We start from the raw sequence: 20,102 nt of genomic DNA, 5'->3' as shown, positions 1-20,102 counted from the left end.
TTCATGAAGGTTCAAGCAAAAATTAATCTAGTCGTTAAAATTAACCAATTCTAGATATGATTCAGGAACTAATGAAGCCCCACCAACTAAGCCACCATCGATGTTTGGCTTAGCCATTAATTCTTTAACGTTAGCTGGTTTTACAGAACCACCGTATTGGATGCGAACTTTATCAGCAACGCCTTGGTCGTATAAGTCAGCAACAGTCTTTCTTACAACTGCACAGATCTCTTCTGCTTGGTCAGATGTAGCTGTCTTACCTGTACCGATAGCCCAGATAGGTTCATAGGCGATCACAAGGTTTGAAACTTGTTCTGCTGTTAAGTCTTTAAGCGCAGCCTTAACTTGTGCTTCGACCCATTCTTCAGCCTTGCCAGCTTCACGAGTTTCTAAAGATTCACCACAGCAAACGATAGGTGTCATGCCATTGTTAAAGATAGCATGGGCTTTTTTATTGATGTCTTCGTCTGTTTCATGGAAGTAGTCGCGACGTTCGGAGTGACCGATGATCACATAGTCAACGCCCATTTCTTTTAAAACTTTAGGTGAAGTTTCACCTGTAAAGGCACCTTCATCTTCAAAGTAGCAGTTTTCAGCAGCTACTTTTAATTCTGAACCTTTAGCATTTTCTAGCAATGCTGGAAGATCAACAGCTGGAGCGGCAATAACAGATTCTACTTCTGTTGCCTTTGGTAATTTATCTTTAACGGCTTTTACAAATTCAGCAGTTTGTTCTGGATTCATGTTCATTTTCCAGTTACCTGCAATAATTGGTGTACGCACGAAAATCATCCTTTCAAAGAAAATTGTTTAAACAAACTGGCAGGGGCAAAAACATTACCCCTGTCAGCAATTGATCAATGGTTATTACTTGTCAGAAACGGCAGCAATCCCAGGAAGTGTCTTACCTTCAAGATATTCAAGAGATGCACCACCACCAGTAGAAATGTGTGTCAACTTGTCTGCGATACCTAATTTCTTAACAGCAGCAGTTGAGTCACCACCACCAACGATCGTAGTTGCATCTGTCAATGTGCCTAAGAACTCACCAACGCCAAGTGTACCCTTAGCAAAGTTAGGCATTTCAAATACACCCATAGGTCCGTTCCAAACAACTGTCTTAGCATCTTTTAAAACGCTCTTGAACAATTCAACAGATTTTGGTCCGATATCAAGTGCCATATAGCCATCAGGAATATCGCCTTCAAATACTTCTGCAGGTGCATCATTGTTGAATTCAGGTGCACATACGTTATCAACTGGTAAGACGATCTTGTCGCCAGCTTTTTCAAGCAATTCTTTAGCCAATTCGATCTTATCTTCTTCAACTAAGGAGTTACCGATCTTGATACCTTTAGCAGCGTAGAATGTGTATGTCATACCACCACCAACGATGATCTTGTCAGCTTTATCAAGTAAGTGTTCGATAACACCGATCTTATCAGAAACCTTAGCACCACCTAAGATAGCAACAAATGGATGTACTGGGTTGTCAACAGCTTCACCTAAGAACTTGATCTCTTTTTCTAATAAGAAACCAGCTGCTGCTTGTTTCATGTTGCTTGCGATACCAACGTTAGAAGCATGGGAACGGTGTGCTGTACCAAATGCATCATTAACGAATACATCGCCAAGTGATGCCCAGTACTTGCCAAGTTCTGGATCGTTGCCAGATTCTTTCTTACCGTCTAAGTCTTCAAAACGTGTATTTTCAACAACTAAAACATCGCCATCTTCCATTTCAGCAATAGCTTTTTCTAATTGTTCACCACGTGTAGCTGGTACAAAAGTAACTTTCTTGTTCAAAAGATCAGCTAAGTGTTCTGCAACTGGACGTAAAGACAACTTTTCTTTGTCTTCTTCAGTCTTGATACGGCCAAGGTGTGAGAACAAAATAGCCTTGCCACCTTGATCTGTGATGTATTTGATAGTTGGCAATGCAGCTACCATACGGTTATCATCACCGATAACGCCGTCTTTGATAGGAACATTAAAGTCAACACGAACTAATACTTTTTTACCTTTAAGATCTTTTAAATCTGAAACAATAAGTTTAGACATAAGTAAGCCTCCATGATTTGTTAAAAATAAAAGGCGGGAGGAGTCTGCCTCCCCCCGCCTCATAACCTGCATAACAAGTTAAAATTAGCGTTTAGCTAAATCTTAAAGCATGCTTGCAAATTTTTCTAATGTACGGATCATTTGTGCTGTAAAGCCAGCTTCGTTGTCGTACCATGCAACAGTCTTAACAACTTGTGCATCGCCTTCACCAACAACTTGTGTTTGTGTTGGGTCGAAGATTGAACCAAATGATGTACCGATGATATCTGAAGAAACGATACCGTCAGCATTGTAACCAAATGATGGGTTGTTTTCTGTAACTTTCTTAACTGCTTCGTTAACTTCTTCAGCTGTAACTTCTTTGTCAAGAGTTGCAACTAATTCTGTTAATGAACCTGTGATAACAGGAACACGTTGTGCATGACCGTCTAACTTGCCGTTCAATTCTGGAACAACTAAGCCGATAGCTTTAGCAGCACCTGTTGAGTGAGGAATTGTGTTTTGAGCTGCAGCACGTGCGTTACGTACGTTACCACCGCGATCTGGACCATCTTGTAATTTTTGTGTAGCTGTGTAAGCGTGGATCGTTGTCATTGTACCAGCTTTGATGCCAAATGCATCGTTAACAGCTTTAGCAAGTGGTGCCAAGCAGTTTGTTGTACATGAAGCAGCAGAAACGATTTGGTCTTCTGGTGTCAATGTATCATCGTTAACACCGTAAACGATCGTCTTCATCTTGCCAGCTGGAGCTGAAACAAGAACTTTCTTAGCACCTGCTTCTACGTGTGCTTGTGCCTTTTCTGGAGATGTATAGAAACCTGTTGATTCAAGAACCAATTCTACACCATCGTTTTTAACCCAAGGAATGTTGCGTGCATCTGCTTCTGCGTAAACAGGAATTTCCTTACCATTAACGATAAGTGCGTTTTCTGTTGCGGAAACTTCACCTTCAAATTGACCATGAGCTGTATCATATTTCAACAAGTGAGCCAACATTGCTGGAGATGTCAAGTCGTTGATAGCAACGATTTCCAAGTCTTTTGATGTTTCAGCAATACGACGGAATGCTAAACGGCCGATACGACCAAAACCATTAATACCTACTTTAGTAGTCATACTACAATTTCCTCCTTTAGGAAATAAAAATTTATTTTAAAAAGTAATGTTCAAAACACTACTCTTTTAAAATCGCTTTTGCTGCTCCTTCGTCTGTGATCAGACATGTTTGTTTAGGAGCGTGTTTCATGTAAGAGACGATCGCTTTAGCTTTTGAAGTGCCACCAGCGACGGCAATTACACATTCCATAGAAGCGAGGTCTTCTAACTGGATCCCGATACGTGAGATCCGATACACGATCTGCCCTTTTTCATCAAAAAAGTAACCAAATGCTTCACCGACCGCTTTTTTCTTATTTAGCATTGCGATCACTTCTGGCGCCATCGAACGTCGATGTGCCATATGCATTGCTGTTCCGATGCTGTGGATCACAGCATTACTTTGGCCGATCAAATTGACGACCTCTTGAACAGCAGGTTCTTTTAACAATGGACGATACGTACTCTCGCTTACTTGCTCGGGCACATAGAGCGAACGGCTTTTCCCACCAGTCCGTCGAGCCATCCGAGCACACACGTTATTTGCCTGGATCTCCATCCGTTCACCTAGTCCTCCTCGTGCAGGCACAAAGAGAAGCTCACGTTGAAGACCAATATCAGGAGTCAAACAGGCAGCGATCTGTGCCATTGTCGTCCCACCCATAGCCGCTATAATATTACGACCATGGGGCAATAACGTCTTTAATGTGTTGGTAACAAGTTTTCCCATCTCATCAACTACCTGTAACTGATCATCGCTGTCACCAGCAACGACCAAACAGTTCTCGATCCCAAGCTTTTGACTCAAACGCAATTCCAATTGCTTAAGATCTAATAATTGATCGATAAAACTTGCTAACCCCTGAATAACTTCTTTACCCTTATCTGTCAAGACCATCCCAGACTTAGTTGCTGCGACGAGTTCTTGTCGTTTTAGGCAATCTGCCTCACTCCGTAGGATCCGTTCGCTCATGCCCAAGGCTTCGGCTAATGAACGTCTACCTATTGGTCCAAATGCTGCAATCTGCTTTAGCACTGCGTATCTTTGACTTAAGGTATCGATCACATCTGGAACGATCCGCTCGATCCACTCGATCTCTTGGTGCATAATCTTCGTCTCCCTTTCTGTGGGACATGAAACGTCCAGAGGTTGGACAACTCATTGCTGAGCTGATCACTTAAGTAAATCATCACAAATTATCCTACCGTGATGACCCACTCTCCTAAGCACAATGAAATTATAACAACAATATTTCCCTTTTGCAAGGTATTGAGCGCGAAAATTCAATAAAAAAAACGAAAGTCACTTAGCCACACTACCGACTATCCGAAGTTTTAGCAGTTTACAAGTGTGATCGTTTATAAATTAACGAACTTTAACTTCAAAACATACCCTTATCGCCCGTAAATCAAGGAACAATCATGTTTTTTAGAAAATATTTGGTTTGGTCACTTAAAATCTTTTTCGTTTACTTGAAGAAGCGATATTTAATTTTTCACGATACTTGGCAACTGTTCTACGGGACACTTTCAGTCCATCACTTTGTAACTGCTCTACTAATTTTTGATCTGAAAGTGGTTTATGTTTATCTTCAGCTTCAATATAAGCCTGGATTTTTTTATATACTTCATCAACACTAGTTTCATTGCCAGCTTGATCAGTATTGATCGCTTTGGAAAAGAAACTCCGCAATTCAAAGATCCCAAAGTCAGTCTGCAAATATTTACCATTCACTGCCCGACTGACTGTTGATTCGTGTAACTGTAATTTTTGGGCTACATCACGCAATAGCATCGGTTTTAATGGATGATCTAAGGCCGTAAAAAATTCTGGCTGACGCGCTAAGATCTCGGCTCCAACTCGCTCGATCGTACTTTGCCTTTGAGCCAACTCGGCTACTAAGGTTTGATATTGCTTCTTTTTTTCTTTTAAATAGTCAGACACGCTTTGATCGAGCTCACCAACTAAACTTTCATAATAACTTTTGCGGAAAATGATCCGTGGCTTGACTAAAGTAGTTGATTCTGCTTGGAGGGTACCATTAATATTTTTAACGATCAGATCTGGCGCGATATAGGCAGTTTCACTTTGATCGTAAGCCTTACCTGGTGCAGCTGACAACGTCTTTAGATAATCGATCAACGCCTGCATCTGCTTTAGATCGATCGCCATTTTTTCAGCGATCTGTTCCCATTTACTTTGCGTAAAGAGTTCAAAATGCTCAGCGATCACGCAATAAGCTAGATCATCGCGCCCCCGCTCACTTTCGATCTGAAGTAATAAACACTCTTGCAGATCACGCGCACCAACTCCTGGAGGATCTAAGCGCCACAAAAGGGTCAAGGCATCATCAAGTGTTGTTTGGTCGATCTTTTTATCACGGACCAGTTTTTTTGTATCTAGTTTTAGATATCCATTTTGATCTAAATTTTGGACAAAGTAGACGACCCAATCACGCAAAACAGTTTTTCGCATTGTTAGATTGACTTGATCGAGTAAATAATCAAAAAGCGAGCTAGTTTTGCTTGGCGGTGTCACAAAATCTGGCAATGGCTGTCCGCTTGAACTTCCATTAAATGAAACAGCTACAAAAGGGTTATCCAATTCGATCTGTGAGAGATAGTCTTGAAGTTCGCTAGCATTAAATTTGAGCATTTGGATCGATTGTTGCATTTTTTGCGTCATGATCAGCTTACCTTGTTGCTTTTGTTGTAATGTTGCATCTTGTCTAAGTTTCATTTTTTTATCCTTTTTGCAAATTTATACTTGTAATCATATCAAATATATTTTAATATAATAAAGTACGCATCGCTAGTGTAATGGATCGCACGCAAGATTCCGGTTCTTGTAATCTGGGTTCGACTCCCAGGTGATGCATCTTAATATGCAGTTAAAAACAGTTAATTGTGTTAAATCAACGTTTTCAAAGACAACAATCAGTTAAAAAATGATATGAATTTATATTTTGTTGTCCAGTTGTTGTCTCGTGTAAGCTAGCACCTTGTATTTTTTACGAGGTGCTATTTTTATAAAAAAATACCCTGATCACCGAAGCGACCAGGGCCATGTTATCTATAGATGGTTTTTCAACCAATCATAGATAATGCTTGATACTAAATTGACTAGGATAGCCAAGATCAAGCTTAAAAATGTTGATAGCAAGGTACTTCACCACCTTGTGTACTAATTGAAATTGGTTAGATTTCACGTACCACATTAGTATACAAAATATCTTGACATAAATAAATAACTATCTTATTATGAAGATGTTGATAGCAAGGTTTCATACCTTGATAGCGAGCTGGTTACTCGCAACAGTCTTACCTTCCAACTTTATGTTGGGGGGTAATTTTTTTTGCAACAAAAAAAGCGCCACACCTGATACTTTTTCGAGTGTGACGCTTAGTCTAGCTATTCATATTTCTCACCTGTGATCTCTTCATACTGCTCAGCTGTGATAGAGCCCATCTTAACAAAGCGCTTGATTGACAAGCCTAATTTATGAAGCGACTTACATACGTTATACATTTTCGTGATCACCTCCTGTTACGGTTTCAAGAACCGCTGTATTTTGCGCTACTTGAATAGATAGATCTTTAATAGCATCTAAGACATCTAGTTCCTTATTCTTGCCTACCCATTTTTCGCCGTCCCAGACGGGATTATCGAGATGATATGTCTTTCCGTTAAATTCTCGGACTGGTGGTGATTCAGTCATGTTTTCTGTCTTATTTTTTAACATCACTTCTCCAGCAAATTCTTTCGTCACTGGATCAAATGCGTAATAAATTTTCGATTCTTCCATTGAATTATCCTTTCTTTTTAGCTCCTAAGCTCAAAATATCAGCCTCGGACCAGATGCCGAGCTCGAACATAACTCTAGCAAAAACTGGTTTTCGCCCAAACGATTCCGCATTAGTTCCTTCATCGCCAAAAGCGTTGGTCCAGTCATATTTACTTGCATCTTGTAGTGATGCGATCACTTTCGTTGTTGGCGACCAGTAATCGAAAACACCACTCTTGCTTCTGAACTTTTCGACTGTGATCGCCCCTCTTGACGCTCGAATTACATTTGGAATTAGTGGCCAGCTATCGAAATCAGTCGTTGTTAAATTTTCTGCAAAACCGTACCCATAAACGGTTCCAGTTGTTTCGTATTCTGGGAATTGCAGACCACAACCATTGTCTAGCCAAATGGTCCAAGGCTTAGTAGTGCGATCGAGTGTCCATGAAGTTGGCGCACATCTGACTCCAGTCTCAGACTTAGGTTTCAAACTGTCGATAAAGTCTTGCTCTGATCCTGCGTTGCCTAAATCAAGCCAAACTCGGTAGGCAGACTTGCCATCTTGACCGGCTGGTCCAGGATCTCCTTTGGGACCAGTTTCACCTTGTGGTCCCTGGTCGCCTTTATCGCCTTTCGGACCAACAACAGGTACACCAGCACCACCACTTTCAGCGATCGCTTTTCTAAGTTGTTCGATCGTGATCGTGCTTAGCGTTGTACCTGTGATGTCATTGAGCGTGCTAGATAATCGCAATGTGATCTGCTTCTCGTCCGGATAAATATAGAGCTTATTGTCGCGCTTCATCCAAATCTCAAGTCGATAGTCATCCGCAGGTAGATCAGCAAATCTTTCGCTGTCTACTGTGATCGCACCATTTGCAACACCAGGTTCGATGTCGAGCAAAAAGCCTGTCCTATTACCGATTTTTACGGTGATCTTATCGTTTTCTGACACGATAGTCTGCTTGTCGTCGTCAAACAACAAAAGCTCATAAACACGACTTGTATCACGAGCTTTTTGCAGACTATTGTTTATCGCTACTTTTCGCATAGCGATCACCTAGTAGCGTAAATTTTGCCCGGGATAGATAATATTTGCATTTCTGATCCCGTTCACACTTTGCAAGTGTGATACTGTTGTGCCTAGACGACTAGCGATCGTGCTTAGATTATCACCGGATCGTACTGTATATACGCTCATGATTGTAGCTTGGCCGTTTACTCGCAATACTTGACCCGGGTAGATCAAGTTTACGTTTCGAATGTTGTTAGCACTCTGTAATGCGCTGACCGTTGTACCAAAACGTGTTGCGATCGCACTCAAGCTATCACCAGATTGTACTGTGTACGTACTTGTTGTAGCTTGAGCGTTGTTTTGCTTAGCTGTCGATAGGATCTCAACGTTAGAACGATCGATCCATGACATAATTCCCCCAAGCAAAACTTTGTTGCCACTTGTTTGAATTACTGGATAGTCACGACCTTTTACCCACTGTGGGATTGTTTCGCCACTAGCCCAGTTTTTAGCGCTGAAGTTGACTTTGACTGTGTAACCAGTTGTGATATTCTTCTTCGGTGTGTTATCTGCGATGATCCCTTGCTTGACTGCATCAGGCTTTGTCACTGGCTTTTCAACATTACCACCTTTGTAACCAACATCAGACAATCCGGTTAGATCGATATTACCATCTAATCCACCAGCAATGTACGTACTAGTGAACTGAAAGATACCGATATTGTCAAAGCTTGGGAAATAGTTGTAGTTCGGTTCTGGTGTAACATTATAATCTGGGTACTCACCTAACCAGAGTGGATATTGTCGTGCGATCCGTGCTAAGTCAACATGATTGAGTAAGAAACTCTTGTAACCGTACAAAACAGCCGTATAACCAGCCTTCTCAACACGATCTAAAGCGTACAGCACTGCTTCGGTGTTCGGTGTACCATCTTCAACGTCCAAAGCTACAATGGACTTCTTAGGCGTCTGAACCTTTGGCAAATAGTGGTTTAGCATTTGGTCTGCTTCCCACTTATTACTAAAACGTGCATAGATATATGTGTGCGCTCGTTTACCTTGTGCGATCGCATATTGTACTTGTGTCGGATAGGTCCACTGATCAGCAAAATAACCATTGTAATAACCACCGACTTGAGCGATCGCAAACTTATCGTGTGGATAACCAAAGATACCATTTGCACCTTGATATTTGGCCCAGTCGACACCATGATCGCCTTTAGCAGCTTGTGCCGTCATTGGCGTTGCAAGCGATAAAAAAAGAGCTGCCGTTGCGACAACTCCTAAAATCTTCTTTTTCATCAATCTAGTCCTCCTTTTTTTTGCGGGTATTGAGCAAGTAACTCTTTTTGCTCGACATACGCTTTTTCTACTGCATTCTTGATCACTTGCTCATCTGTAATCGTGAACCCTGCGTCAGAAAGCGCCTGAACAACAGTCTGCACTGCGTGTTTTTTCTTAGCCACGCCCGTTAAATACTCAGTTACCCCAAGCTTTTGCGCTGCGATCACAGCGTCTTTTGCCAAAGGTTCGATAGCACGCAAAACAGTTAGCACTTGACTATTCTTAGCTAACAAGTGACCGCAGTAGCTGATAACTGCAGTTAAGACAGTTGCGAGTACCGTAACAACTAATTCATTTATTTCCATTTTTTCTTGTTCCCCCTATTTTTCAATTTCGATCTGAGCTTAGCATTTTCTTCTCTAAGCTTCTCTAATTCGCTGATATCATCTTCCTTATCAGCTTTTCTGCTATTAGCAGATGCTGTGATGTAAGCCACAATTATAGAACCAAGCGTACTAATCACAGCGACCCACACTTGGTCAGTCACAAACCATCACTCCCAACGAAGTTCTATCACTATTCCAATTAGTACGAAAAACGAATAAATCCCCGGAAAACTAAGATAAACACCACGAAGCGCATCATTCGCACAAAATGACAAGAAAAACGCTAACCACACAAAAGTCAATGTAGCTGTCATGATTTGCTTATAATACAAGTGCTTGATGTCCCACAAAGCAAACACTAGCGCAATAGTCCCGACAACTGCCAGCATAAAGATAAACGGTGGATCGTCAAGTGCAGCTAGCGGACTGTGATCCCAATCAAAAACTCCTGCAGATCGTTTGACGATAAAGAAAAACGCCAGAGAATAAGTCTCCAGCGCTTTCAATAGCCAAAATCGGTTCTTTCTAATATTTTTTAACATTTTTAACACCCTTTTCCTACCCGCCCACCACAAAAAATCATTTAAGATAAATAGCCTTGTAGCTATCGAAAGCCGAGTAATTATTATCGATCTGGTCTGTACCGTAAATATCTTTCCTTGCTGGTGTCCATGGTGTTGCTTGTGAACCTTCCTCAACTTTGATATTTGCTAAATACAAGTCAGCAGATACCCCTTCTTGAATGGTTGCGTTATTGTCAAAACGAATATATCCCTCATCGTTATTTCCAGTATTAAAACTTACCGACTTATTTACCACTCCACTATTACTTAACTTTTGGCTCGCAATTGGTAATATAGCTTCTGTCCAAGAGGCTTGGCTAGTGTGCATGCGTGCCAAAAAGTATACATCATAGCTTGCCAAAGCATAATTATGAAACCCAGAAAAGCTAATAGTGTAAATTGTATTTGGCTTTACTCTAAAACGATCCGAACCAACGGTTACTTCCCTCGTTGTACTTTTATTTGAAATAATAAGCATATTTTCAGTATTATTCTTCCAAAATGGGTGCTTACCTAAGTACGGTTGGCCAACGGTATTAGTATCAGTCCAACCATTCAAATTCTTAAAGTTACTTGAATTTGCAACTAAATTGATCCCTGGTATCTGCAAATTAGTGACTAGTTTTAACTCGTCCGACAATTTATCAAAACTATTCTTTAACTCAACTCGGCTTTGTCCATTAGAAACAGATACTACTTTGCCTTGTAGCGTTTGCCGATTACCGCCACCGAACATCCCAGCTGGTTCGGTTCCGAATGGTACAACTCCAAACGGATATTCTAAATATTCAAACGTTACTTCTGAATCTACTTGTAAAGCCTTATCAACGATCATAACTAGACCTCGTGTAGTCATCGTGATCATAGCTCGTGTACTTTCACGTAGTCCGTTGTATGCTGAAACACCTAGCGTGTATGTCGTTTTGGGCTTTAGGCCTGTAATCTCAACTTGTCTTGATGTTGTTTCTTTGATCTTGACGTCATCTTTATAAATGCGATACTGCATTTGCATCAACTCCAATTCAAAGTCACGCTATTAGCTGTCACATTTGAACTACGCAAGCCACTGACATTGACTAACGCTTCGTATACCGTGATACGTACTAAGCTAGACTCAACGCCACCGATTGTAGCTTTAATATCCGTTGTACCAGTATTTTTTGCGGTAATATTCCCATTTTGATCGATCGTCGCTACTTGCGCATTCGATGACGTATAGGTAACAGCGCCATCCGTTTGATTTGCTGGGTTGATCGTCACAGTAGCTTTAGCGATCCCGCCAACTTCCAGCGAAGTCGAATTGATCGTTAATGTAACTGATACCGCAGAGATACCGGATGTCGCAACAGTCACAATGTTAGACTTCTCGCTTTCACGTAGCCCATTATGCGCAGAAACAGCAAAGCGATACGTTGTTTTAGCTTTTAGATTTGTTGCGGTGTATGTCGTTGTATCTGTGACTTCTGCAACTTTTTGCAGTTGTCCAGTCGAGCCTTCACCACGATAAATGAAAAACTTCATTTGTGATCACCCGCCTTAACCTTCTGGGAACATTTTGTCATAATCTTCTTTTGCAAAATACTTTACTTCAACGAATAATTGAACGTCTTCTTTTGTGAATAGACCCATTTTGTAAAAACGGTTCACTACTTCGTAACTGTATAGCATACTAGTTAGCCTCCTTTGCATTATTTGCTTGTTGTTCCATCAATGTTGCTAAGATAGCAGCACCTTGTTCCTGACTTTTCTTCAGTGCATCAACATCTGCTTGCAGTTTAGCGACTGTCAACATTTGCTGAGCTTCTTTCTTTTCCACAGGCGTTACTGCTGGAACGTTATCCGGGCGCTGTTGTTGTGCAAATTCTTTGTCGAATTCTTCTTTAGTCATTGACACCCACTCTGTTCCGCTCCACGATGGTGCATACATTCCTGTACCATCTGCATTGACTGGCGCAACTGTTGTAGCATTAGTTGGGATTGTTTCATCATCAGCGATCACATCAGTATATGCAAAGCGCTTAGTATCATCAAAATAATAAATCAACATCTAATTTCCACATCCTCTCTAGTTGTATAAGATACCTGCAAATTTAATATCCATTCCGCCATCATTCCATTCACTACCACGGGTGTAGATGGCTGCAATTGCTTTATCTGGTTCAAAATCAACATCATATTGTTTTGCATCGTCAGAGATACGTCTGCCAACTCCAAAAGAAGCAAACTTCGTAAAACCGTCTAAATATGACTTTGGAATAGCTAAGGCTTCTTTAAACGTCCATCCTTTGAGTGTGACATTTCCGATATAACTTTGAAAATAGATGATCGCAAAACTATCGAATTTGAAGATGAGACCCTTGCAAGCATTACGTTCAACGCTAAAACCATTGATCGGCGTAAACTGCTCTTTTGAAATTTCTACTACACTACCGTTCATACGTTCAAGCTCAGCTTTGACCTTATTGAAATTTTGTTGGATAGCCTCCGGACCACCATTCATACCAGTAACGATCGCTTCTAACGAGATAGTCATAAACTATCACCCTCCTTTATTTTTCCCAATCTAATTTTTCCGTTTCATCATTGATCCGTGTCGCACGTAAATTTCTTGGTGCGATCACTGTTGTAGGCTGTTGATCTGTTTGCGGTGGTGCAACTGAATCAGATGAGATCTGATGTTGACCATTCCCCGCCAAAGCACGTCGATCATCGACTTCGCCTAGATCAAAGCGCAGTGTTTTATACCCGTCAATCAAATACCAGTAACCATACTTATATTCAACGACCCCACGCATTGCATATGCCGTTGGCAAATGGATCACTACAGTATTTAGATCTTGATATTCGATCTGTGGTGCTACGCTAGTGAAGTTAGTACCGCCAAACGATCCACTTGGACCAGTACCAAAGCCCCCGGTTTCCGTGCCAATCGCGTATTCGTAATACAAAACATTGACTCGTGGATTACGATTTTGGTTGTGCTTCAACGTGATCGTAAAGCCTGCAGGAACATATGAAGCAAGCAATTGCTCAATGTGTTCCAATCGATTATCTAGCGTTATATAGCTACCGTAGCGGTTAGAATTGCGAGCTAGAATAACTTCGCTGTCGACTGTCGCATTTGCGATCACTTGCAAAAATTGGTTCTCTAAGTCGGTTTGTCGTCCTTCAACTTGCCCTTGTCGATTGATAAGCTCAAGTTTTAGATCGTTCATCGCTCGCTTAAATTCTTGCTCGTCATTGATCAGATACTGTGCGATACGTGTGGTATAGATGATCCATTGCGCTAACGTCTCACGCACGTCTTTACCGTACATCTTTTCTCTAAGCCAAGTAGCGACTGTTTGAGCGACCTTTTCAACATCACCCACCGAAATATCACGCTGAAGCTTTTTTAGATCCTCTTGCGTGATCGGTGTGTTATCTCGATATGTCACTTTCTCACCTCCTTTCAATTAAGATAAGCTTTGAATTTATCACTTGGTTCTGTGTTCATATCAACGTTGCCAATGATCCCAGACACACGGCCTTTGCTTGTGTATTGCCAAAGATCATAAGGATGTGTAGGCTTCGTACTATTGACGATAGATCCATCATTTTGTCCATAGCTGGGGATCCAGATCGCACCAGCTCTTGCAGTATTCAAGTTGAAACTACTATACAGATGATTTGCGATATATAACACGATCTTATGATCTGGGACACCTAAAGTATTGAGCTGTGACATGAACGCTTCAATGCCGGCTCGCATTTGAGATACATTACCGCCCATCTCAACGCTTTCCACATCGATCGCATAAAAAACAGGCTGTTGCTTGTTAGCAACAACCCGCTGTGTTCTCTCAAAGAAATCTCTAGCTTCTTGCTGTGCGTCCGATGTCGATGTACCTCGGAAATAAGCATACACTGCATATTTACCGCCGGCGCTGATACATTTTTGCAAGTTCTCCATGTATTTCAAATCCTGATGCGACGATCCATCTTGTACTCTGATGATGCTTAAAGTTACGTCATCTCTGACAACGCTATTCCAGTCGATAACACCTTGCCATTCCGAGATGTCAATAATTTTCCCGATGTGCGCAGGTTGTGGCTGTGGCGTCTGTCCATTGAATTTGTTTTCCAGTTCCTGCAAAGCCTGCTGTAAGCTTTTAATTTGAGCATTTGAACTTTTAAGTGCCTTTTCGAGATCTGCAGTGCTCAACTTCTGATCTCTGATCAAATTATAAAAAGCGTCACGTTCAGCATCATAAGCTTGCGATGATTGATTTCTATACGCATTTACAGAAAGAGGATCATTACTTAGAGTTATCGTTGTGTTTTGAACTTGCAATAGATCTATCGACATTGACACGATCCGTTCATCGATTTCTAGGCCTTGCAAAGAATTCTGTACGGTAACAGTATCTCCACAATCGAACATAGCGACACCATCTTTGATATAAGATAGGTCAACATATGTTAGTTGTATCTCGTATTTGATAGCTTTTTGTGAAGCTAGATAAGCACGTCCCTTCTGCAACAAAGTATCAGCAGTATTGACATCATCCCACGTCTGAACTTTAGCTCTGATCCCAAATTCTTTGATCAATTCTTCATCTCGCAGATACTCGTTACCACCATTAGCACTAGCGATCGTTAAACGTGGACTTGATACCTCAGTCTTGTTTTCTTCGTTTGTTTGACGCTCTTGTGTAGCTCCCAACGGTTTAAGGACCGTTACTACTTCGGTAGGATCGATATTTCTTGAAGATGACAGCAAGTTCTTAGCCAACTTTATCTTCTGCGTAGCCGTTCCACCAATCTTTGGCATATAGTCAAGATACAAATTTCCAGCCTCATTGCGAACTCTAAGCTCGCCGCCTAAACGGCTGACTAGTTTGTCTTGAATATTATCATACGTATCTTTTGTATCATCAACAAAACGATAGACATTATCAGTTGAATTAGTGACTGTAACATTACCTAAGCGTACCTGCTTAAAGCTTTCTACTTGCTTGTTGTGCTCATTGATTAGCGCTTGTAGAAAGTCTTTAGGCGTTGTATCGTGAAACTCTCGCCAAGGCTGTACGCTGTCATGCAAGAAGCCCTCAAGTCCTTCACATACAGCTGTTTTTTGAATGACACCACTAGTATCCATACTGTCTGAATAAGTTAATACACGACCTTCAAAAAGAACTTTGTTTTGATCTGGGCGTGTTACTTTCACAAAGAATTTGTACGGCTTAATAACCGCATAGAGTTTATGTGAGGGATCCAGTGTAAACGTGAAGCTATCATAGGCGCTAACGCTCTTTGAAACTGTTGCAGATACTAACCTAATACGTTGGTAGATATCTGAATTAAGCAACATTTCTGGGCCATTCCAGCCTTCCCTTATCGTTACTCGATAGCCTTTGCTCATTAGATCACCTCTTCTGTCCAATCAAATGATACTTTGCCATTGCCAATGATCGTGATCAAGCTTTCACCCTTGGGTAGTATCAGGTCATCATTTGAATTACCACCACTACGCAAGTGATAACGTTGATCATTCAAAATAAGATCTACTGGATTTTCACAAGTAACTGTAAGTTCTGCTTCGCGATCCCCTGTATTGATCAACATCAGATTTTCAAACTCCTTGACATCGAACTCAGTTTCTTGCGCTGCATCAAGGTCAAAGCTAAATGGATCCCAGACATCATCAAAACGCTTTTTGAGTCGATAGGCATCACACTGAAATGTGATTGTAAGCTTTGAAAAGTTATAGTTTTCTTCTAACGTTGGTGCTGTCTGAACTTCACCCATAAAGGCATAATTCGGCATAGCATCATCACGTAACAAAATCTTTCCAACTGGCTGATATAGCCAACGTGTGATCTCTGTCACTCGATTATACAGTGCGTATGGATCTTCACGCCCAAAAGGTATTTTGCAAGGAAACGTGATCGTACGTTCATCATACACATTTTCGCCATATACATTGCTCAAATCTACTTGCTTAGAGCTATACGGCAATTGTATTAAACTTTTCCGCTTTTGAGGTAGCGTTATTTGCTTTGTATCCAAAACACGCATGTCAAACTCGCTCGAATGTCTACCGTTGAACGTAAAGCCATACGTTTTACTAGAAATTGACATCTATCGCCATACCTCTCTTTCCTAAAATATCTCTTTGGTTTCGCTCATGAGTACCGTATCTTTCATAAGCGACTGCAAAACTTCGACCATCTACCTTAACTTGCTTATCAGCAATGATATCAAGTTTTCGATTGATAGCTTCGATTTGTTGACTATAATCAGTACCCGTGTAGCTTTGCGTGCTATGAGTAGCGCCAACGCTTTGACTCGTACTTGGCGCCATACCGTAACCGTTTGATCCACTAAATTTAGCGCGATCGATAATATGTGCGATCTTTGCGCTAAAGCTGTTCGGGTTGATCTCAGCCCGTTGCTTGATTGCACTAGCTAACAAGCTGTCTGCATTTGGCTTGCGATTGTTGATCACAAATTCGTCACCATCTTCTGCGATCCACGCAAGCTGCTTGTTGTATACATGACCGCCGTTAGCATAACCGTGACCGTGTCCAATTACGGCTAACATGTCAGATCCGTAACGTGCTTTAGCATAATGGATCGCAGCTAACATATTGTCGTAGCCATTGAAAATATCTTTGTGGCCCGGAAAAGCATGTGCATTAAATGTCGCTGAAATCGTCTGTAATAAACCTTTTGCGAGATCACCAGTCAACGTGTTAATGTCGACATAGCCACCTTGAACTGCTTTAGGGTTCCCCCCAGATTCGCTTTGAATTTGGCGTAACCAAGCCTGTACATAAGCATCTGATGTTGGTAAACCGTTAGCGGCTAATGCCTTTTTAACATATGGTTCCCAACGTTTTGCACCTTCACCTGGCGGGTTTCCTCCAGATTCATCAAACTTCTTCTTAAATCCGTCTAAAATACCTTTAAACCAGTCAACAGCTTGTTCAGGTACATATTTACCAGCACCCTCTCCGATGTCATGCCAAATAGCTTCAGCACTATTCTTACTTTTCTTGAAAAGGCCCATTAATACACCTAACGGATCCTTTAGAGCATCTTCTAATTGATCTATCTTATCAGCTAGCCATTCGCCAACATCACCACTGACATCACCGATCCAGTCGGCAGCCTTTCCTAACCAATCACCAAAACCTTCTTTATACTGCGGTAGCCCTAGCAACATAGCTGTTTGTTTAGCTGGCATAACAGCATCACCAGCCTCTAAGTGGGTAAGTACGTTACGCTCTTGTGGTAATTCAACCGATCCATCACGTCTAAAAATAGCTTCTCGATATGTTGGACTTTCTTCGTCATTGACCAACGCTAGTGTTGATCGTGACATCCGACCACCATCTTTTAAACGTGGAATAAGATCAATGGTCTGTTTTTTACCACCGAAGAAATGAACTACGCCATTAATACCTTTAATACCACCATTCACAAAATCAATGATCCCATTAAATCCAGCCTTAGCAGCATTTTTCATACCATCCCAAATCCCACTAAAGAATTTTGCAACGCCGTCCCAAATTCCTCTCCAAGCACTGTCAATACCTTTAGCAACTCCGATAATGATATCTTTCAGACCGTTAATTGCTCCCGACCCAATAGACTTAATACCGTTCCAAATATCACTAAATAGGTTTTTAATACCATTCCAAACGCCAGACCAGTTGCCTTTGATCGCATTTGTTACGATCTTGATGACGTCTGCTATCACATCTAAGGCAGTTTTTACGATTGGCTTCATTATCTCCCAAACGCCATGTAAGACGCCCTTGATCAAGTTCCATGCACCTTTCCAAAGACCACTGATAACACTCATCGTTCCAGAGATAATACCCTTTATAATGCCCATCCCTAATTTAACGATAGGTTCCATGACTTTCCAAACCACTTTAACAGTCGTAGATAAAGCATTCCAAGCAAGTTTCCAAGCTATTTTAATTATTTCCATTTCGACTTTGATAGCATTAGAAATAATCTTCATACCAATTTTTACAATTGGTTCAATTATTTTCCAAGCCAACTTAACAGCACCAGACATTAAGCCCCAAGCTGTTGACCAACCTTTCTTTAAGACCGTCATTTCAAGATCAATGATAGCAGAGATAACTTTCATACCTGACTTAACAATTGGTTGGATCTCTTTCCAAATATTTGAAAGTGGCTTCTTTATAGTTTTTGTAATGTCATCAATTACTTTTCCGATATTTTTGATCCATTTCTTGATCCAAGATATTACTCCGGATAATCCATCAACAATACCGTGATAGATTTGTTTGCCAACTTTAGCAACTCCAGATCCAAAACTCTTGAGTGCATCCCAAGTTTTATTCACCCAATCTCTGAATGGTTTGAAGTGCTTGTAAGCTTCGTAAACTACGACGCCCAATGCTATTACTGCACCAATAATCAAAATTATTGGATTAGCTGCAAGGAAGTCTCCGAAAACCAAAAGTGAAGCACCGACAATATCAATAGCTCCAGATAGCACTTTAAAAGCAGAGGCTGCCGATGTAACAACGCTCGCAACTGTAGAAGCCGCCTTAATTGCTGTAAAAGCTGTTGCAATTGATCCTAACGCGACACCAACAGCCTTTAGAGCTCCTTCATGTTTAGTAATAGCAGACATTTTTTTATCAGTATCACTCAATGCGGGAATAAGTGGTGATATTTTATCAAACGCAGCACCTAACGCTTTACCAACGTCATTAAGCACATCTGCGAATGTTGAAAAAGCAGACTTAGCAATAACACCCGCCATCTCTCCTAACGCACTTACTACTGGCTTAACAAAGCTCAAAACTGTATTCAAAGCCTGCGATACAGTTGAAAAGATCCGAGCTACACCGCTAAAATCTAGCTTACCTTTCGCTTTATCAGCTTCATCACCCGTTAAACCTAAGCCTTTTGCCAACCCTTTGACAAGGTCAACAGCAAGTGAAAAAGCCCCACCTGTGATCACGCCTAAAAGACCACCAATAGCCTGTTCAATAGGCTTGATCGCATCCATGACTCGATCAAAGCTCTTTTTAAAACTCTCGACATTTTGAGTGATCTCTTTATTATTCAACACACCCGCCACGTTAACTTTGAAACTCGTCGCAAACATAGATAAAGTGTTGCCGATCGCTCCAAAAACTCCAGAAAAGACACCAGCAAGCGTATCAATAACTTTCTTGTTATTCTCGATCGTCTTTGTGATCTTGCCAAACGTATCTTGCACAATGTTGCCAAAACCATTGATAGGTCCAGTAATACGATCCTTACCAAACGCATCGATGACGTTTTTCATACCGTCAACGACTGCAGCTTGTAAGTTACCGATCGCACCTTCAAAAGTTTTGGTAGACTCAGCGGCTTTTTTAGCTCCGTCAGTTTGGCCAAGTTTCATCAAAGCATCACTAAACTCTTGAGCTGTGATCTCACCATTAGCCATAGCATCGCGGAAATCGCCAGTATATGCGCCAGCGTCTTTCATAGCTTTTTGAAGCACGCCAGACGCACCCGGAATAGCATCAGCAAGTTGGTTCCAGTTTTCAGTAGTCAACTTACCAGCACCAGCCGTTTGCGTAAGCATCAGAGCAACTGATTTAAATGTCTCAGCGTTACCACCAGCTTGAGCATTCAAGTTACCCGCCGCTTCTGTCAGCCCCATATAGTCCTTAATACCGTTAGCGGCTAACTGAGCAGTCGTATTAGCGATGTCATCTAGTCCATAGACTGTCTTATTAGCATAGTCCATAACTTGATCAGATGTCTTTTTGATCTCATCTTCGCCAAAGCCACCAAGTTGCATTGTCGATCTAAATTTGTCCATCGCATCTGAAGCGTTAGCCCCTTCAACGACAACATCTTTTAGACCGTCTACTAACATTGTGAT

The 20,102-nt window shown here is 41.2% G+C and carries 21 protein-coding genes and 1 tRNA gene; 1 reads left to right on the top strand and 21 read right to left on the bottom strand.

The window, feature by feature from the left end; translation table 11 throughout:
- Nucleotides 1–27: 27 nt before the first annotated feature.
- The 5 genes from tpiA to rpoN all read right to left on the bottom strand — a co-directional run bounded on the left by tpiA (nt 28) and on the right by rpoN (nt 5,896).
- Nucleotides 28–783, bottom strand: coding sequence for a triose-phosphate isomerase (gene tpiA / locus CPS94_RS01915; RefSeq protein WP_004048250.1), 756 nt, complete (start codon nt 781–783; stop codon nt 28–30).
- 84 nt (nt 784–867) lie between these two features.
- Complete coding sequence (locus CPS94_RS01910) at nt 868–2,061, bottom strand: phosphoglycerate kinase (protein WP_004048251.1); 1,194 nt, start codon at nt 2,059–2,061, stop codon at nt 868–870.
- A 102-nt stretch (nt 2,062–2,163) separates the two neighbouring features.
- Nucleotides 2,164–3,177, bottom strand: a complete 1,014-nt coding sequence (gene gap / locus CPS94_RS01905; RefSeq protein WP_010689278.1) for a type I glyceraldehyde-3-phosphate dehydrogenase — start codon at nt 3,175–3,177, stop codon at nt 2,164–2,166.
- Nucleotides 3,178–3,235: 58 nt separating this feature from the next.
- Entirely contained in the window at nt 3,236–4,264 is a 1,029-nt protein-coding gene (locus tag CPS94_RS01900) for a sugar-binding transcriptional regulator (RefSeq protein WP_112286350.1), read from the bottom strand.
- Between the two features lie 345 nt (nt 4,265–4,609).
- Nucleotides 4,610–5,896, bottom strand: a complete 1,287-nt coding sequence (gene rpoN / locus CPS94_RS01895) for an RNA polymerase factor sigma-54 (protein WP_112195467.1) — start codon at nt 5,894–5,896, stop codon at nt 4,610–4,612.
- A gap of 66 nt (nt 5,897–5,962) precedes the next feature.
- On the opposite strand from rpoN, the gene CPS94_RS11280 reads away from it, so the two are divergent.
- Nucleotides 5,963–6,034 (top strand) — tRNA-Arg (locus tag CPS94_RS11280).
- 534 nt (nt 6,035–6,568) lie between these two features.
- On the opposite strand, the gene CPS94_RS01890 is transcribed toward CPS94_RS11280, so the two are convergent.
- Genes CPS94_RS01890 through CPS94_RS01815 form a run of 16 tightly spaced genes read right to left on the bottom strand, consistent with a single transcriptional unit; the run spans nt 6,569 to nt 20,096 of the window.
- The gene (locus CPS94_RS01890) at nt 6,569–6,685 is read right to left on the bottom strand and encodes an XkdX family protein (protein WP_112195469.1); all 117 of its coding nucleotides are present in this window, start codon (nt 6,683–6,685) and stop codon (nt 6,569–6,571) included.
- The gene (locus tag CPS94_RS01885) at nt 6,678–6,962 is read right to left on the bottom strand and encodes a hypothetical protein (protein WP_112195472.1); all 285 of its coding nucleotides are present in this window, start codon (nt 6,960–6,962) and stop codon (nt 6,678–6,680) included. The genes CPS94_RS01890 and CPS94_RS01885 overlap by 8 nt, the downstream gene beginning before the upstream one ends.
- Nucleotides 6,963–6,966: 4 nt before the next feature.
- Nucleotides 6,967–7,992, bottom strand: coding sequence for a collagen-like triple helix repeat-containing protein (locus CPS94_RS01880; RefSeq protein ID WP_112195474.1), 1,026 nt, complete (start codon nt 7,990–7,992; stop codon nt 6,967–6,969).
- A gap of 9 nt (nt 7,993–8,001) precedes the next feature.
- Nucleotides 8,002–9,258, bottom strand: a complete 1,257-nt coding sequence (locus CPS94_RS01875) for a LysM peptidoglycan-binding domain-containing protein (protein WP_191981793.1) — start codon at nt 9,256–9,258, stop codon at nt 8,002–8,004.
- The gene (locus CPS94_RS01870) at nt 9,258–9,605 is read right to left on the bottom strand and encodes a phage holin, LLH family (protein WP_112195477.1); all 348 of its coding nucleotides are present in this window, start codon (nt 9,603–9,605) and stop codon (nt 9,258–9,260) included. Before CPS94_RS01870 ends, CPS94_RS01875 begins: the two co-directional genes overlap by 1 nt.
- Nucleotides 9,596–9,787 carry a hypothetical protein gene (locus CPS94_RS01865; RefSeq protein WP_112195479.1) on the bottom strand — a complete coding sequence of 64 codons (192 nt, stop codon included), beginning with the start codon at nt 9,785–9,787 and terminating at the stop codon, nt 9,596–9,598. The genes CPS94_RS01870 and CPS94_RS01865 overlap by 10 nt, the downstream gene beginning before the upstream one ends.
- Nucleotides 9,788–9,793: 6 nt before the next feature.
- A complete protein-coding gene (locus CPS94_RS01860) occupies nt 9,794–10,168 on the bottom strand; it encodes a hypothetical protein (protein WP_112195481.1) in 375 nt (124 codons plus the stop codon).
- A 37-nt stretch (nt 10,169–10,205) separates the two neighbouring features.
- Nucleotides 10,206–11,195, bottom strand: coding sequence for a hypothetical protein (locus tag CPS94_RS01855; protein ID WP_112195484.1), 990 nt, complete (start codon nt 11,193–11,195; stop codon nt 10,206–10,208).
- A gap of 5 nt (nt 11,196–11,200) precedes the next feature.
- The gene (locus tag CPS94_RS01850; protein WP_112195486.1) at nt 11,201–11,710 is read right to left on the bottom strand and encodes an Ig-like domain-containing protein; all 510 of its coding nucleotides are present in this window, start codon (nt 11,708–11,710) and stop codon (nt 11,201–11,203) included.
- Nucleotides 11,711–11,725: 15 nt separating this feature from the next.
- Nucleotides 11,726–11,857, bottom strand: a complete 132-nt coding sequence (locus CPS94_RS01845) for an XkdX family protein (RefSeq protein ID WP_112195488.1) — start codon at nt 11,855–11,857, stop codon at nt 11,726–11,728.
- 1 nt (nt 11,858) lies between these two features.
- On the bottom strand, nt 11,859–12,236 hold the full coding sequence (locus CPS94_RS01840; RefSeq protein WP_112195490.1) for a hypothetical protein: 378 nt from the start codon (nt 12,234–12,236) through the stop codon (nt 11,859–11,861).
- Between the two features lie 18 nt (nt 12,237–12,254).
- Nucleotides 12,255–12,722 carry a hypothetical protein gene (locus CPS94_RS01835; protein ID WP_112195493.1) on the bottom strand — a complete coding sequence of 156 codons (468 nt, stop codon included), beginning with the start codon at nt 12,720–12,722 and terminating at the stop codon, nt 12,255–12,257.
- Between the two features lie 16 nt (nt 12,723–12,738).
- Complete coding sequence (locus tag CPS94_RS01830; protein ID WP_112286349.1) at nt 12,739–13,626, bottom strand: hypothetical protein; 888 nt, start codon at nt 13,624–13,626, stop codon at nt 12,739–12,741.
- 14 nt (nt 13,627–13,640) lie between these two features.
- The gene (locus CPS94_RS01825; RefSeq protein WP_182465656.1) at nt 13,641–15,593 is read right to left on the bottom strand and encodes a phage tail spike protein; all 1,953 of its coding nucleotides are present in this window, start codon (nt 15,591–15,593) and stop codon (nt 13,641–13,643) included.
- The gene (locus CPS94_RS01820) at nt 15,593–16,312 is read right to left on the bottom strand and encodes a distal tail protein Dit (protein ID WP_112286348.1); all 720 of its coding nucleotides are present in this window, start codon (nt 16,310–16,312) and stop codon (nt 15,593–15,595) included. The genes CPS94_RS01825 and CPS94_RS01820 overlap by 1 nt, the downstream gene beginning before the upstream one ends.
- Nucleotides 16,299–20,096, bottom strand: a complete 3,798-nt coding sequence (locus CPS94_RS01815; protein WP_238145369.1) for a tape measure protein — start codon at nt 20,094–20,096, stop codon at nt 16,299–16,301. The genes CPS94_RS01820 and CPS94_RS01815 overlap by 14 nt, the downstream gene beginning before the upstream one ends.
- Between the last annotated feature and the right edge of the window lie 6 nt (nt 20,097–20,102).

This window comes from Ligilactobacillus murinus, assembly GCF_003288115.1.
Taxonomy (GTDB): Bacteria; Bacillota; Bacilli; order Lactobacillales; family Lactobacillaceae; genus Ligilactobacillus; species Ligilactobacillus murinus.
Note: the sequence above shows the minus strand (reverse complement) of the source record. Positions and strands in the feature narration are given on the sequence as shown.